The organism is Shewanella sp. TC10, assembly GCF_009663145.1.
In the GTDB taxonomy this organism is placed as follows: Bacteria; Pseudomonadota; Gammaproteobacteria; order Enterobacterales; family Shewanellaceae; genus Shewanella.
This window is the reverse complement of record NZ_VKHR01000012.1, coordinates 41,887-58,098: the sequence shown is the minus strand read 5'-3', so window position 1 is coordinate 58,098 and position 16,212 is coordinate 41,887. Positions and strand designations below refer to the sequence as shown.

General features: G+C 40.4%; 12 protein-coding genes. 9 read left to right on the top strand and 3 right to left on the bottom strand.

What is annotated here, in order from left to right; genetic code table 11:
• Nucleotides 1-145: 145 nt before the first annotated feature.
• A complete protein-coding gene (locus tag FNZ24_RS06225; protein WP_153913601.1) occupies nt 146-1,255 on the top strand; it encodes a GGDEF domain-containing protein in 1,110 nt (369 codons plus the stop codon).
• Nucleotides 1,256-1,393: 138 nt separating this feature from the next.
• Here FNZ24_RS06225 and lptG read toward each other — a convergent pair whose 3' ends face one another.
• Nucleotides 1,394-2,452, bottom strand: coding sequence for an LPS export ABC transporter permease LptG (lptG, locus tag FNZ24_RS06220; protein WP_153913600.1), 1,059 nt, complete (start codon nt 2,450-2,452; stop codon nt 1,394-1,396).
• Nucleotides 2,449-3,561 carry an LPS export ABC transporter permease LptF gene (lptF, locus tag FNZ24_RS06215; protein ID WP_153913599.1) on the bottom strand — a complete coding sequence of 371 codons (1,113 nt, stop codon included), beginning with the start codon at nt 3,559-3,561 and terminating at the stop codon, nt 2,449-2,451. Before lptF ends, lptG begins: the two co-directional genes overlap by 4 nt.
• Before the next feature lie 254 nt (nt 3,562-3,815).
• Between lptF and pepA the strand changes: the two genes are divergently transcribed.
• The 3 genes from pepA to FNZ24_RS06200 all read left to right on the top strand — a co-directional run bounded on the left by pepA (nt 3,816) and on the right by FNZ24_RS06200 (nt 8,939).
• Complete coding sequence (gene pepA / locus FNZ24_RS06210) at nt 3,816-5,324, top strand: leucyl aminopeptidase (protein WP_153913598.1); 1,509 nt, start codon at nt 3,816-3,818, stop codon at nt 5,322-5,324.
• Between the two features lie 188 nt (nt 5,325-5,512).
• Nucleotides 5,513-5,965: a DNA polymerase III subunit chi gene (locus FNZ24_RS06205; protein ID WP_153913597.1), complete on the top strand. Its 453-nt coding sequence runs from the start codon at nt 5,513-5,515 to the stop codon at nt 5,963-5,965.
• Nucleotides 5,966-6,023: 58 nt separating this feature from the next.
• Nucleotides 6,024-8,939: a valine--tRNA ligase gene (locus tag FNZ24_RS06200; protein ID WP_153913596.1), complete on the top strand. Its 2,916-nt coding sequence runs from the start codon at nt 6,024-6,026 to the stop codon at nt 8,937-8,939.
• A gap of 141 nt (nt 8,940-9,080) precedes the next feature.
• Here FNZ24_RS06200 and FNZ24_RS06195 read toward each other — a convergent pair whose 3' ends face one another.
• Nucleotides 9,081-9,581 carry a hypothetical protein gene (locus FNZ24_RS06195; protein WP_153913595.1) on the bottom strand — a complete coding sequence of 167 codons (501 nt, stop codon included), beginning with the start codon at nt 9,579-9,581 and terminating at the stop codon, nt 9,081-9,083.
• A 685-nt stretch (nt 9,582-10,266) separates the two neighbouring features.
• Between FNZ24_RS06195 and FNZ24_RS06190 the strand changes: the two genes are divergently transcribed.
• The 5 genes from FNZ24_RS06190 to FNZ24_RS06170 all read left to right on the top strand — a co-directional run bounded on the left by FNZ24_RS06190 (nt 10,267) and on the right by FNZ24_RS06170 (nt 16,026).
• Nucleotides 10,267-10,734, top strand: coding sequence for a VCBS domain-containing protein (locus FNZ24_RS06190; protein ID WP_153913594.1), 468 nt, complete (start codon nt 10,267-10,269; stop codon nt 10,732-10,734).
• Nucleotides 10,735-10,933: 199 nt separating this feature from the next.
• A complete protein-coding gene (locus FNZ24_RS06185) occupies nt 10,934-11,725 on the top strand; it encodes a molecular chaperone (RefSeq protein ID WP_153913593.1) in 792 nt (263 codons plus the stop codon).
• 50 nt (nt 11,726-11,775) lie between these two features.
• Nucleotides 11,776-14,943, top strand: a complete 3,168-nt coding sequence (locus FNZ24_RS06180; protein WP_153913592.1) for a carboxypeptidase regulatory-like domain-containing protein — start codon at nt 11,776-11,778, stop codon at nt 14,941-14,943.
• An 88-nt stretch (nt 14,944-15,031) separates the two neighbouring features.
• Entirely contained in the window at nt 15,032-15,448 is a 417-nt protein-coding gene (locus FNZ24_RS06175; RefSeq protein WP_153913591.1) for a DUF4402 domain-containing protein, read from the top strand.
• Between the two features lie 242 nt (nt 15,449-15,690).
• On the top strand, nt 15,691-16,026 hold the full coding sequence (locus FNZ24_RS06170; protein WP_153913590.1) for a PBPRA1643 family SWIM/SEC-C metal-binding motif protein: 336 nt from the start codon (nt 15,691-15,693) through the stop codon (nt 16,024-16,026).
• Nucleotides 16,027-16,212 lie beyond the last annotated feature (186 nt).

Sequence of the window (16,212 nt, the reverse complement as noted above, 5' to 3'; positions counted from 1 at the left end):
CACATTACGCCAACATACGATTGTTACTTGGCGAGACAGAGATACTGGAGTATCTTAAGAGGATAATAAGTAAAAAAGCCATTCCTAGGAAAGTTCTTTTAACTTATTCATGGAATTTATTGCGTAAAGGGATGAACGGAAAACCTTGAATACCATAATTGCGATTAAAAAATTGCTGTTAAATTATCTGAACCGAGGTACAGAGCTTTACGACGACCCTGAAAAACGTCATAAAATCCTGATTATCAATTGGTTTGGTGTGGTAGGTTTTTCAATCACCTTTATCCTCGGTATCAATGCTTATATCGACAATAACTCCACCCTCGCGATGGTATTATTGCTCTCCAGTATCTTATTTTTTCTCTCGCTACAGAATCACTGGCTTTTTCTTAGACAATATAGATTTGAAACTTCTGGCACCTTAATTCAGCTGAGTTTACTGACGCTAATGCTGTATCTAGTTTATAGTGGCGGCGCAAACAACACTGGGCCCTTATGGATTTTCTTAGTCCCGCCTGTGATGATGTTTTTTGGTGGTTTAAAAGGTGGACTTAGAAACACCCTCGTATTTATTGCATGTTATTGCCTGATAATGTTCTACCCTAATGATGAATTATTGATCGCAACTTACACTTATGAATTTAAAACCCGCGTGCTTTATTCATTATTGACCCTTACCTTTTTAGCTGGCTATTATGAATACTCACGCCATCAATCTTTCTTACACGTTAAACAGCTCAGCGAAAAATTTGAGCAACAAGCCCTTCGTGATCACCTCACTAATATTCCAAACCGTCGTGCAATGATGGAACAGCTTGACTATGAATATGCCAGAGTATTACGCAATAAGCATTCGATGAGCATTTTACTGATTGATGTTGATTTTTTTAAGCAAGTTAACGACCAATATGGTCATTCTTATGGTGATGAAGTATTAGTAAAACTGGCTCAATTATTTGTTAGCACTTTGCGCAAGCAAGATATGATTTCGCGCTGGGGTGGGGAAGAGTTTTTAATTTTACTGCCACAAACTCCTTTTGAAGACGCCTATGAAGTGGCCGAAAAAATCAGAAATACCATTCATGACAATCCGATTGTTTATGAAAATATCACCATTCCTATTACAGTGAGTATTGGCATAGGCAAAGCGGATATCACTCACTCTGTCGACTCTGCAATATCCCAAGCTGACGAATATCTTTACTATGCTAAAGAGCATGGTAGAGATAGTGTTCACCCTAAAAAAGCAAGTTAACTCAACTCATCTTAATAAAGAGTAATCCTATTTACAGGCATAAAAAAACCAGCCACTCGTCATAATGTTAGGCTGGTTTTAGTGTCTTTTAGCTATGCGTAGTTACACACTGATTAATGCTCGATACGTCTACACCGTTTATTTCCTAATAAAGTATAACGCCCCAGCACTAAACAACACCGCTGGCATACTGGCACTGATGTAAGCAGGTAACCCATACACAATGCTTAACGGTCCAAATATTTCGCTACAGATGTAAAAGCTAAACCCTGCAACAACCCCCAATAACACCCTCGCGCCCATAGTCACTGTTCTTAAGGGACCAAACACAAATGACAACGCCACTAATATCATTACAGCAACGGTAATCGGTTGCATAATTTTACGCCACAGCGCTAGCTCATACCGACTTGGATCTTGCTGGTTCACTTTTAAATAATCTAAATAACCAATTAAGCCTTGAATACTTAATGCTTCAGGTTTTACTGACACCACACTTAATTTATCTGGCGTCAGTGTCGAGTTCCATACACGTTCTTCTTGGTACTCTAAGGTGATTTTATCTTGGGTAATATGGGTGTTTTTCACATCCATCAATCGCCATACGCCATTAGCAAAATTTGCACGCATTGCTTGGGTCATGGTCTTTAACTTTAAATCATCGTCAAACTCATAAAAGGTGATGTTATTGAGGGTATTGATGGTTTCAACTTCCCCAATATTAACGAATAAATCGCCATCTCGAGCCCAAACCCCTCGATGGGATTTTATCAAACTACCACCTGATACTTTGGTCGCTTGTAACTCTTTAGCGCTCCGCTCGGCTACGGGTGCACCCCACTCACCTAGCGCCATCACGATAATCATCAGCGGAATAGCGGTTTTCATCGCTGAAATAGTAATTTGTAGGCGTGACATGCCTGATGCTTGCATCACTACAAGCTCAGAATTAGACGCAAGCATTCCCATTCCGATTAATGCACCTAATAACACCGCAATAGGAAAGAACATTTCGATATCACGTGGAATTAAGAAGATGACATAAATCATCGCATCCAGCATGGTGTATGCACCGCGACCCACCACTCGTAACTGGTCGACCCACTTAATAATGCCAGACAGGCCTGTCAAGATAAGTAGACACAACGCTGATGTACTAATGATAACTCGCGCAATATAGAGATCTAATATCTTCATGATGCCACCTGCTTGCGCTTAAAGCTTTGCAGTATTTTAGCCCCACTCGGACGCTCTTTGCCCAGTAAAAACAAGCCCATCACCAGCGCAGAACCATGGATCCACCACATCCCTAGTGCTAATGGGATTACTTCATCCTCTAACGCTTTACGTCCAGCAACCATTAAACCGAAATAACCTAAGTAGAGCAAAATGGCTGGGAACATCTTGGCAAACTTACCTTGTCTTACATTCACTCTTGCCAGTGGCACAGCAATAAGTGTCATTAATGGAATAGCCAATGGTAAGGCAAGGCGCCACTGGAACTCAGCAACCGCTTCAGGCCCTGGAGTACTTAAAAGTTCTTTAACAGGTAGCGCTGATAACTTTCTGCGCCTTTCGTCAACTTCCTGTTCTTTAATTTCCATTCTATAACCACCAAACTCAATCATTTGATAATCGAGATGATGGGCACTTCCTTGATAACGAATACCGTTATCAAGCTGTAATTGTTGACTCCCAAAGCGATCTTCAACCACTCGACCTTGCTCAGACACCACAATATTAGTGAGGCCTTCTTCATCTTCAGGATCGGGAAGTTGTGCTACAAAAACTTTTTGTAACTCATTGGATTTCGATATTTTTTCAACGAATAATACGGCTCGCCCGTTGGGGCTAGCCTGAAAACGTCCTTGCACTATGGCTGCAAGTCCCGCCTCTGATTGTGCTTGCTCTAACACTTGGTTTTGCTTTTCTTCAGCCCAAGGCCCCACATACACAGATAAAATACCTGTGAATATCAAGTTAGCGACAGCAATCAACAAGGTTACCCTAGTGACATACCATTCACTGATCCCAACGCCATGGAGAACCACCATTTCGTTTTCGGCATACATTCGCCCATGAGCAAGCAATATCGCTAAGAAAAAACTCAGCGGCAACACCAGCACTGTAAGTTGCGGTAAATTAAGCCCTAACAATGTCAGCACTAATGATGCAGGAAATTCGCCATTTGAGGCATCCCCTAATACACGCACAAATTGCTGGCTAATAAAAATAGTTAACAGCACCAAAAGTATCGCAAATTGGGCTTTTAAAACTTCAACGATCAAGTATCTAAATACAATCACAGGTAGGATCCACTGTCTAAACTTGTCTTTTTGCTGGTATCAGAGTAAGTTCACTATAAAATGTCTGCTTTTAGCAGTTATTGATAGTTTTCTGACCAGCTCGTGAGCTTCCTTAAGTGTAATTCATTTAGCTGCGTAGCAGAAAATTACCAAGGATTTATTTCCTTAAAGGTTTGTAAATATGGCCTAACAGGCCTAATTAAAACATTATCTAATAAATATAAAAATTTGTCTTTAATAATCTAGGAGTGCTCATGGAGTTTAGCGTAAAGAGCGGCAGCCCCGAAAAGCAACGTTCAGCTTGTATCGTTGTCGGTGTATACGAACCTCGTCGTTTATCTGGTATCGCGGAGCAATTGGATAAAATCAGTGAAGGTTATATCAGTAACCTACTTCGACGTGGTGATTTAGAAGGCAAACCAGGACAGATGCTATTATTGCATCATGTACCAAACGTACTCAGTGAGCGCGTTTTGTTAGTCGGTTGTGGCAAAGAGCGTGAACTCGATGAGCGCCAATACAAACAAATTATCACCAAAACCATTAACACCCTAAACGAAACGGGTTCAATGGAAGCGGTTTGCTTCTTAACTGAATTGCACGTTAAAGGCCGCGACACTTATTGGAAAGTACGCCAAGCTGTTGAAACAACTTATAACAGTTTATACAGTTTCGATACTTTAAAAACCCGCAAAGGTGAAACTCGCCGTCCACTTCGCAAAATGGTATTCAATGTTCCGACTCGTCGTGAACTTACTATTGGCGAACGTGCTATTGAGCACGGAATGGCAGTTGCTGCAGGTATGGACTTATGTCGTGACGTGGCCAACATGCCACCAAACATATGTAACCCAGCTTACTTAGCTTCTCAAGCGCGTCAAATTGGCGAAGTTCATGAGAACTTAACTGTTACCACCATTGGTGAAGAGCAAATGGCTAAGCTAGGTATGAACTCATACTTAGCAGTGGGCCGTGCAAGTGCTAATGAGTCAATCATGACCATTATGGAGTACAAAGGCGCAGTTGATGAAACTGAAAAACCAATTGTACTTGTGGGTAAAGGCTTAACCTTCGACTCAGGCGGCATCTCATTAAAACCAGGTGATGGTATGGATGAGATGAAATATGACATGGGCGGCGCAGCAGGTGTTATCGGCGCGATGAAAGCGCTATGTGAAATGAACTTGCCAATCAATGTTATCGGTATTCTTGCGGGCTGTGAAAACATGCCTTCAGGTGATGCATACCGCCCAGGCGATATCCTTACCACCATGTCAGGTCAAACGGTTGAAGTACTTAATACCGATGCTGAAGGTCGCTTAGTATTATGTGATGTTCTAACTTACGTTGAACGTTTCGATCCTGAACTTGTTATTGATACAGCAACCTTAACTGGCGCTTGTGTTATTGCGCTAGGTAAGCACGCTTCAGGTTTATTCTCATCTCACAACCCATTAGCTCACGAGCTGTTAAATGCGGGTGAACAATCTGGCGACCGCGCTTGGCGCATGCCGATTTGGGATGAATATCAAGAAATGCTTGAAAGCCCGTTTGCTGATATGACTAACTTAGGTGGTCGTCCAGCAGGGTCTATTACTGCAGCATGTTTCTTATCTCGTTTTACTAAGAAATATAACTGGGCGCATATTGATGTTGCAGGTACTGCTTGGAACAGTGGTGCAAATAAAGGGTCAACAGGTCGCCCTGTACCATTATTAAGTCAGTTCTTAATCAATCGCGCAGGTGTAGATCAAGGCGAATAAGCCTTATTGACACGAGTCGATAGATTAAGCTTGATAAGAAAAGGTGAAGAAGCAATTCTTCACCTTTTTTGTTTTTCTAAATGAATTAAAAATCACATCTAAATGTTAATTTAACCGCTGTCCGCCCTAGCCCCATGAGTTGCTTTTAGTGTAAAATCCGTCTTTACTTCGTCAAATATAGTAAAAGCATGCCAAAGACTCTGTTTTACTTAATGCCCGCCATCAATACACAGCCCAGTGCTATCGAAAGTGTATTGTTAAGCGCCTGCCAATTAGCAGAAAAGCATTACCGTCAGCAGCAATTAATTTATATTCATTGCCAAGACAAACAGCAGGCATACGCCATTGACGAATTACTTTGGCAATTTGAGCCAACGGCATTTGTTCCTCACAATTTAAAAGGGGAAGGACCAGTAACCGGTTCACCTGTGGAAATAGGTTTTGATAAATTAGGCGCTAATAAAAGCCGCCATTTACTCATCAACCTCGCAGATCAAGTGCCATCATTTGCGGTTAACTTTCCGCATATTATCGATTTTGTTGCTAATGATGATGCGCTTAAACAGATTGCCCGTGCTCGCTACCGCGATTACAAGCAATTAGGCATTGAACTCACAACAACTGAGTTCACTGGCGTTTAAGTCCGTTGATTCGTTAACAATACCAACTATTAATTTAGATTGAGAAAACAAAAATCCCATGGAAAAAACATATAACCCGCAGTCAATTGAGCAATCTCTTTACCAAAACTGGGAAGAGCAAGGCTACTTCAAACCACATGGCGATGAGTCAAAAGGTAACTATTGCATCATGATCCCGCCACCGAATGTGACGGGTAGTTTACACATGGGTCACGCTTTCCAAGACACCATCATGGATACCTTGACACGTTACCAGCGCATGAAGGGTAAAAATACTCTTTGGCAAGTGGGTACCGACCACGCGGGTATTGCGACTCAAATGTTGGTTGAGCGTAAGGTCTTTGCTGAGGAAGGCTTAGGTCGTCATGACTTAGGTCGTGACAACTTTATCGAACGTATTTGGGATTGGAAAAACGAATCTGGTGGCACCATCACCAAACAACTACGTCGCCTAGGTGCCTCTGTAGATTGGGATCGTGAGCGCTTCACTATGGATGAAGGCATGTCAGAAGCCGTACAAGAAGTGTTTGTACGTTTATATGATGATGAATTAATTTACCGTGGTAAACGTCTAGTAAACTGGGATCCAAAGCTACACACCGCTATTTCAGATTTAGAAGTTGAAAACAAAGAAAAGCAAGGCAGCATGTGGCACTTCCGCTACCCGCTAGCTGACGGCGCATTAACTAGCGATGGTAAAGACTACTTAGAAGTTGCTACTACCCGCCCAGAAACCATGCTAGGTGATAGTGCGGTTGCGGTTCACCCTGATGATGAGCGCTACCAGTCATTAATTGGTAAGTTTATTCTACTGCCAATCGTAAACCGTCTAATCCCAATCGTTGCTGACGACTATGTCGACATGGAATTTGGTACAGGCTGTGTGAAAATCACTCCAGCTCATGACTTTAACGATTATGAAGTGGGTAAACGTCACGCTTTACCTATGTTCAACATTTTAACTATCAATGCTGACATTCGTAGCGCAGCTGAAGTGGTTAATACAGACGGCACAGCAAATAACGAATTAGATAACAGCTTACCTGAGCGTTACGCAGGTTTAGAGCGTTTTGCAGCACGTAAAGCGATTGTTGAAGAGTTCGAAACGTTAGGTCTGTTAGGCAAAATCGACCCGCACGGTCTTAAAGTGCCTTATGGCGATCGCTCTGGTGTGGTCATTGAGCCATTACTGACTGACCAATGGTATGTGTCAGTAGCACCAATGGCAAAAACGGCCATGGAAGCAGTTGATAACGGCGACATTAAGTTTGTGCCGCAGCAGTACGAGAACATGTACAACTCTTGGATGCGTGACATTCAAGACTGGTGTATTTCACGCCAGCTTTGGTGGGGACATCGTATCCCTGCATGGTATGACGAAGCAGGCAAAGTCTACGTTGGCCGTGATGAAGCTGAAGTTCGCGCTAAGCACAAATTAGCTGACTCAGTGGTTCTACGCCAAGATGATGATGTACTCGATACTTGGTTCAGCTCAGCATTATGGACATTCTCTACTCTAGGCTGGCCAAAGAACACTGAAGAATTAAAAGCATTCCACCCAACAGATGTGTTGGTTACCGGTTTCGACATTATCTTCTTCTGGGTTGCACGTATGATCATGATGACCATGCATTTCATCAAAGATGAAAACGGCAAGCCACAAGTACCTTTTAAAACCGTTTATGTCACAGGTCTTATCCGTGATGAAGCCGGTAATAAGATGTCAAAATCTAAAGGTAACGTACTTGACCCATTAGATATGATTGACGGTATCGACCTTGAGTCACTCGTTGATAAGCGTACTGGCAATATGATGCAGCCTAAAATGGCCGCTAAAATTGAAAAGAGTACTCGTAAAGAGTTTAGCGATGGCATCGAGCCACATGGTACTGATGCATTGCGCTTTACTCTTGCGTCTATGGCTTCAACAGGTCGCGATATCAACTGGGACATGAAACGTCTTGATGGTTACCGTAGCTTCTGTAACAAGATTTGGAATGCCTCACGTTACGTACTAATGAACACTGAAGTACAAACTGAAGGTGCTGATGAAGACGCTATTGGCGAAGCATTAGATTGTGGTCAATTGCTTGTTGATGGCAAGCCTGGTGAAATGGAATTGTCACTAGCTGACCGTTGGATTATCGGTTTATTTAATCAAACCGTTAAAGCTTACGACGAGCATATGACTAACTACCGTTTCGATTTAGCAGCTAACACCATTTACGAGTTCACTTGGAACCAATTCTGTGACTGGTACTTAGAATTAACTAAACCTGTTATGCAAAATGGCAGCGAAGCGCAGCTTCGTGGTACTCGTCATACATTGGTCACTGTACTAGAACAAATGCAGCGTTTAATGCACCCAATGATGCCGTACTTAACTGAAACCATTTGGCAGCGCGTTAAACCGCTTGCTGGTGTTGAAGGTGATACATTAATGCTCGCTTCGTTCCCTGAGTTCGATGCAGCTAAAGTTGATGCCCAAGCGATGGAAGATCTTGAGTGGGTTAAGCAAGTCATTACTGCAGTGCGTAATATTCGCGCAGAGCTAAACATTGCCCCTTCTAAACCACTTAATGCATTATTACGTGGCGTAAGTGAGCAAGATAAAGCGCGTATTGAAGCAAACCAAACCTTCTTCAAAACCTTAGCAAAACTTGAGTCTATGACTATTCTAGCTGACGGTGAAGCAGCGCCAATGTCAACGACACAACTTGTAGGCGATATGGAGTTATTAATCCCTATGGCAGGGCTTATCGATGTAGCTAAAGAAGTTGCCCGTATCGACAAGCTACTTGAAAAAGCTGCAGGAGAGTTTAAACGCATTGAAGGTAAGCTATCTAACCAAGGTTTTGTTGCTAAAGCACCTGCTGCGGTTATTGAGAAAGAACGCGCAAAGCAAGCTGAATATCAACGCGATATTGAAAAGCTAACAGAACAAAAAACTGAGCTTGCTAAGCTAGAAGGATAGAATACACAGCTAATAACTGTACATTGATTCACTGAAACTGAATCTATCCAGACTAAAAAGGCCATCAACAACTGTTGATGGCCTTTTTAATAGATATTGATAACTAACTCTCGCTAATACTTATGTAAAGGCTAAAAGCGCCTATTGCTCATCAACACTCAGCATATATTGTGGATATTTTAAGCCTTGTCCTGACTTTTTATTCGCAACAACTTTAGCGCCGATATCAATATACTCTCCACCAGCACCGGGGTTTTCTAACCCCAAAATAGGGAATGTTTTATAGGTTTTATTTTTGTATCTCACTTTGAAATTCTTAAGTTGAATAAGAGGTTCATTATCCAAACTCAAAAAGTTGATATCAATGGGAGCTGTGCCATCAGAAGTAATAAAGTACCTTCCCTGATAGTAGTCATTATCAAGTAAAGTAGAATTAGTGGCATTACCAATCGCCCCTTTCCAGTTCACAACAACAGTGGTGCTTGAACCACTATTTTGTAGCACTGTAGGAAATTTGATTGGTTGAATTTCAGTGATGGCAATTTGAGCAGTGGCAGTCAAGCTTATTAAGCTCATACACAGAGCTAGTAAACCTAATTTCAATGCTTCAAATAAAAAAATAGCACAATTAACAAACCCCATAGATATAGCGCCTCATGTAAATTTATTTTATTTATTATCAATACATTAGAAATCAAAAAACCAAATAAAAATGGTTTCAGATAAAAATAGACTCTAATAGCACATTAATGCACACCTTTTATATGTATCATTTTGTACAAACTTCAACATCTTCTCAATCAAATCATAAAAAATCAACAATGAAGCTATTTTGATATGCCTCTTTTCTCAATTCAGTGGAATCAAATAAATCCACTAAACTATACCAAAGCAATTCAAAATCAATTCAAAAATAGTTCAAAAACGATCTAAATAGATTAAAAAACAATCACACGATTGCTGTCATAAAACTTTAACAATGAACATAAAACGTACACAAATAATGTATTTATAAAGCTAACTGCAGTTAAACCTATATTAAAAAGTCTCAAAATCTCTAGTTTATCGTTTTGATTTTCAGCAAGTTAAACACCAGTTTGAATCCTAATACTTTTTAACTACCTATTCCATATTCACCTAGGTTATAAATTAGAACTTTTAGTTACACCAAAAGTACAAGTTTGAATTGTAATCAAAGTGTTGCAAAATATTTCAACAATGTTATTTTGATTCTGCCCTGCAAATAAGTCGTTGTTTAAATACGATAATTATCCGCACAAAAAGTATGGGCTATTAAAACTATAATATTTTACCTGGGAACATAGAAATGACTAAAAAAATACTATTATCTACAGTTATAGCTTCAACATTACTTCTTTCTACTCAAGCCGGTGCAGAAGATGCAACAGGCACAGCAAACTTCAACTTGGTTTACCCGATCACTGTTAGTGAAACTGAGCAAATGGAATTCGGCGACGTATCTATTGCAGCAGATGGACAATGTGCTTTAGATTATTCAGATGCCACTTCTGGTGCTGCATGTGTTGCTGGCGGTAATACTGCTAATACCGGTTTATTCACAGTAACTGCTGCAGATGGCACGGTTAACTTATCACTTTCTGCTGCAGATACTTCAGTATCTGGTGTCACTTTTACACCAACACTTGCTAGTGCAACTGGTACTGTGGCAAGTAACACCCTTGCTGTTGACGTTGGCGGTACATTGGATATTGTTGCAGCAAGTGCAGCTCCAGGTACTCACGCACTAAGTTATACGCTTTCAGTAACTTACTAATATTTATTAGGTGCAAATATTTTTAACTTACAAGTAGATAATTAATCTATTTGAGAAAACGTAAGCTAAATCCCGTAGTCGTTTTACGGGATTTAATTCCTATACCTCAACTCATTTACAACACAAGCTCGAAGTAAGCTAACAATAAAAAATTATAATAATTGCAACACGTTGCATATAAATTTAGCTGGGCATTGCCATGAAAAAATTATTTCTTTTTACCACTTTGGCTCTCACTTTAGTTCCAAGTGTGTATGCAAATCTATTAGTTACCCCAACACGCGTTGAGCTCGATAATAAACGCGACAAGAGTGCCGTGTTTTCATTGGTTAACAAAAGCAGTGAAACATCACGCTATGAGATCTACCTAGAAGATAAACGCTTATTGGATTCTGGTGAGTTTGAACTGCTTGAATCTGACGTTACCCCTACCTCCTTGACCCCTTTTACTCGCTACTCACCAAGAAGAGTCAGTTTGTCACCCGAGCAAGGTGCCCGAGTCCGTCTTGCTGTAAGACCACCAAAAGATATTCAAGCAGGGGAATATCGAAGCTACATTGTGTTCCATCAAATTCCACTTGCTCCTACCAGTGAAACAGATGCAAATACGCCATCTGACACTATGAAACTATCGGTTACTGCCTACTTACGTATAGCCATCCCTGTGATCATGCGTGTAGGACAGTTAACAGCTGAACTCACTATCGAATCTAACGGGCTCAATACTCAAGACGGTAAACAGCAGTTAATTGTCGAAATAGCGCGTGAAGGACAAAGAAGTAGTTATGGTGATGTAGAGGTGTTTGATGCTGATACTAACGAACTATTGGGTAGTTTGAAAAATGCGTCTATTTATACTGAAAATGAACGCCGCTCTTTTGCAATTACATTGAATGAACCGCTCAAACCCAATACTAAACTATTGGTAAAATACATCGAAAATGATGGTTTATTTGAAGCAAAAACGGTTGAGCAAACCGTTAATTTTTAGGGTTTAAAAGGACATTCACTGATAATAACTCTTAACTGATTATTCCTACCGTGATCAAACGGAAGATAAATCGATTAGCAAAATATGCTTTAGCCATTAGCTTACTTTTGCTTTATATCGAATTAGTCAATCCAGGGCTTGAATCATCAAAGCCCTGGAAGTCAGATCAACCCACTTTTTTATCATCACTTGAGCTACCTCCTCCAACGCAACAAATAAAAAAGTCCAAAACACTTCATGAGCATGAAACGATAGATGAAGTCACTCCAAACCCACCTATAGTGGCAAGTGAACATGGGAAAATCGATACTTCAATCAGTGATAATGTATTTAGTGAAAGTGAATTTAGTAATAATGCATTTACTCACAGCGAATTTAGTAATAGTGCAATTAGGGAAAGCACTGAAAATACAGATAGTGTAGATCAAATAGCCTCTGAACAAGTGGCCACTAAGTCTCTAATTAACAATGAAATACCGCGAGATACGATTAGCAATGGAATACCGCAAGATACGATTAGTAATATAAACAATAAAGATCTGATTTCAGCAGAAGTTCAAACACAAAACGCCAAGACGCCCCACACATCCAATTTTGCTCAAAAAAATACGGCCGTAGATACAGTAAGCGCCCCTATTTCCCTTCCGTCACAGCAATCTAGTTCAAATCAAGTTCTGCCAAAGCAGCCTATTTCTAAACTTTCCACTACCGATGTGGCCAGCCCTAAAGTAAGTGAATTAACTTGCTCAGGATTAATTAATCGAACCTATACTTCATCAGCTGCAAATGAAGAGCAATTTCTTGTCAGTCAATTTAACTATGGCACTGAGCGATTAAGTGATGAAATGTTCATTTATCAAAACGATGGAATTGTATATCTGCCCATGCAATTTTTAGCAGATATCTTAATGCTGCCATTGCAAACAGAAATGTATCCGCTCAGTTTAACTGGCTGGTATCTATCAACAGATAATCCAGTGGAGATTAACCAAGGCCTCATGCGCTTTACAGCACAAAATAGCGATTGCGAACACAGCGCAACGCAAGTTTACTTTGATGATTGGGATTTATATCTTGATATGTCAGTGGTCAAACAGATGACCGGATTAGATATTCAATTTGATCATGCAAGACAAATGCTCGAAATAATCGAAAATACGCATGTTCCTTTAAGCCAATTACTCGCTCGACAAAAACGCTATCAACAGTTCAACGATCAGAAAAAAGCCAACTCTCCTAAGAACCAACGTCACATTAAAACCCAATACGCCAACTTAGGTGATTTAGCGCTGCATGCCGATTTAGGTGTATCCCAACGTAAACAAACAGACACACAAGATCCCAGTTTTGATGGCTTTATCCAAGCTCGCACTCATCTCTTAGGTCATAGCGCCTACGCAGGATATTCATGGTCAGACTATGGAGAAAGCTTGAATGCTTATATTGAAAAACAAATGGCAGATACTTGGGTTAACTATTATCGGCTTGGCAGTATCGACTCTCATAACTTAGCACTTGTTTCTAGTTCAAGTACTGGTGAGGGCGTTGTTATTAATGCGGGCGATGCTTTTACTGATGATATTCGATACCTCGTCGTTGATGGCGAGTTAGAACCAGGTTGGGATGTAGAACTTTATCGAAATGGTGGTTTAATTGGTGTTCAACGAGTATCGGACAACGGCCAATACCGATTTGAGCAAGTCCCCTACTATATTGGCTTAAACCAATATCAACTTCGTTTTTTCGGTCCCAATGGCGAAACCCGCACAGAGTCTTTCAGTAAGTTACTTGACCCTTCGCAAATGAAAGCCAATAGCTTTGGCATGAATTTCGGGGCAATGCAGCGAGAACAAGATGATTTAAAGCAAGTTTATGCGAGTGCAAATTGGGCGGTGACAGATAATTTTTCAGCTGGAGTGGCCATCATTGAGCAACAAATATCAAAAGATAAATGGCTTTTTAATCCGACTGTCACCCTAAATCTTTTGACGGATAATAGTGTATGGCAACTTAACCTCACGGGTAATGAAACGGGTACAGCCGCCAACCTGATAGCCCAAGGCAGTAACGAGTTAATTGATTGGCAAACAGAGTGGGCAAAATACAATGATTTTGAATCTTGGGATAATCAAGACAATCAATTAAAACAACTCGCCAGCGTTAATTTAAGTGGTAACTTGGAGCACACCAACATGAGCTGGGCGCTCAGTGGTCGCTGGCAAGACCAAAATCTAGGTAGCGATAGTCTGTTTATTGCAGCTACCGTAGCTGGGCAATTTCAGCACTTATCATTAAGTAATGAATTAAGTTGGCAAAATATCGCCAACAACGAAGTGTGGGCAAATAGGCTAGCGCTTTCAGGTCGAATTGACGATTGGTATTTACGAACTTACGCTGATCTTGCGCTTTTACCTGATACAGAATTAACCCAGTTAGTATCCAATGTCAGGACTTCATTTACCGACAATAGTAACTATCAATTTGAAGTGCGCTATCAACCTATGGCTAGTGCAGAAGTCACAGTGAAGAACTCTTTGTCGTACTTTTTAGACACAAGTACCTTGAGGTTTTCTGTTGAAAATGACTCTGAAGGTGACTGGTTTGCTCAATTTAAGTGGAGTAGCTCGGCACTTTTAATCGCACCTGATAACACTTGGTTACTTGATCGCGTCAGCCATCTGAATACAGGAAGCGTTAAAATCATCGCCTTTCAGGATGATAATAATAACGGCTTATTTGATGAGAATGAATTGCCTATGGAAGGTTTACGTTTCTCTGGACATACACGTTCAGATGACGAAACAGATGAAAACGGCCAACTGCTCATTACCCACATTCAAACAACCAGGCCACATAAGTTAGTGCTTAATGAACGCTCTTTACCAGATCCCTTTTTATTACCGCTAAATAGCATCCTGCTTATCCAAGCCCACCCAGGCAACGTAGCTGAAATTCTTTTTCCTGTTCTATTTACTGCGGAATTAGATGGCGAAGTTTTCTATGACAATGGAGTAGCAGCGAAAGGCGTTCCAATCACACTGATTGATAAAAATGACGTCAAATACCATGCTCGAGTGGAATATGATGGCGTGTTTATCTTTGAGCAGTTAGTGCCTGGCGAGTATCAAATTGAAATCAACAAACAAATACAATCAGACCCGATAATACTTGCCCCTGGCGAATATGTGACCTTTCCCACACAAACACTCTCTCGTTAATCTTTAATGGCTAATTTAGCTGCACGTTAATCCATCAGCAACTACAATCTAGTCATTACTTTGTGACTAGTTTAATTAAGGATAGCGCGTGTCATTATTTATGTTAGCTAGCGCTATTGCTCAAGCACATTTCACTTTAGTATCACCTGTTGCCATTGAGCAAACTCAAACCCTCAATTTAGGCTTAATTTCCAATCAAGTCAGTGTCGAATGTCAACTTGATCAATTCCAACGACAAGGGACTGGCTGTATTAGTTCTGATAACCAATTGGGCCAATTTGCCATTAATGGAGATGGCCATTCAGTGATTAACGTTACTGTTTATCAAACCAATAATGCCAATATCAAATTTACGCCTATCTTGCCTAATGGCAGTCAGCAACAATCTTTTGCTTTAACGCAGCAAACAACCTTAATTAATGTGGGCGGAAAGGTCGATGTACTAAGTGACCAGTTGGCAGGAGAGCAGCAATTGAATTACACGATTGAAGTTAACTACCAATAACCTTTGTAATAGCTTACTCAGTATTCTTGATATTTCGGCCTTTATTTTCTAAAACGAGTTATTTGCTATTAATAACCCATTTATGGACGTTTTATTAGTCAACAGCAATGAATTCCTGTATAAGCATCGCCTCTATATTATTTTTCAATATACGCCTAAGTAGAATTACGAGTAAATCTACAATATACGTCGTCTATTGATATGCAACTATTCACTTTTTACACCGATGGGCAGATATCATTATGTCAGATAAATTTTTCTTCAAAGGCCGTCAAACGCCAAAACCTGCCTATGGCGAAAGTGGTTATAACACCAAGCGACAAGCTAAAATCGGTACCGCAACTAATCCGCTTGCGCTAACCGTTCAAACTGAAGAACGCCAGCAAGAAGTTCAGCTTATTGTTGAGCAACATAAGTTGGTGGCGAATATTACAATTAATGCTGAATTGGCTGAAGATATACTCCAACTTGAAGGGATCTTGAACAAACCTAAAGCGGTCACTGCAGAAGCTAAAATCAATCGTAATGATCCTTGTATTTGTGGCAGCGGCAAAAAATATAAAAAATGCTGTGGCTAATCGCCATCAGTCATTAAAGTCGCTCTTTCAGGCTGAGATACTAAGTAGTAATAAGGCACTAATAATTCGTGCAATAAAGATTAGGCCCAAATACTACCGCCAGTACTGATAATAAAGCCGTAATGGCTTAATACTTTGTGACTACTTAAACAGCAGTAAAAAAGCAAAACTTCGGTTTTGCTTTTT

What these genes read in the sequence shown, in the direction of transcription:
- lptG (WP_153913600.1), bottom strand. Translation starts at nt 2,452, where the DNA reads ATGAAGATATTAGATCTCTATATTGCGCGAGTTATCATTAGTACATCA.
- pepA (WP_153913598.1), top strand. Translation starts at nt 3,816, where the DNA reads ATGGAGTTTAGCGTAAAGAGCGGCAGCCCCGAAAAGCAACGTTCAGCT.
- FNZ24_RS06205 (WP_153913597.1), top strand. Translation starts at nt 5,513, where the DNA reads ATGCCAAAGACTCTGTTTTACTTAATGCCCGCCATCAATACACAGCCC.
- FNZ24_RS06200 (WP_153913596.1), top strand. Translation starts at nt 6,024, where the DNA reads ATGGAAAAAACATATAACCCGCAGTCAATTGAGCAATCTCTTTACCAA.
- FNZ24_RS06195 (WP_153913595.1), bottom strand. Translation starts at nt 9,581, where the DNA reads ATGGGGTTTGTTAATTGTGCTATTTTTTTATTTGAAGCATTGAAATTA.
- FNZ24_RS06190 (WP_153913594.1), top strand. Translation starts at nt 10,267, where the DNA reads ATGACTAAAAAAATACTATTATCTACAGTTATAGCTTCAACATTACTT.
- FNZ24_RS06185 (WP_153913593.1), top strand. Translation starts at nt 10,934, where the DNA reads ATGAAAAAATTATTTCTTTTTACCACTTTGGCTCTCACTTTAGTTCCA.
- FNZ24_RS06170 (WP_153913590.1), top strand. Translation starts at nt 15,691, where the DNA reads ATGTCAGATAAATTTTTCTTCAAAGGCCGTCAAACGCCAAAACCTGCC.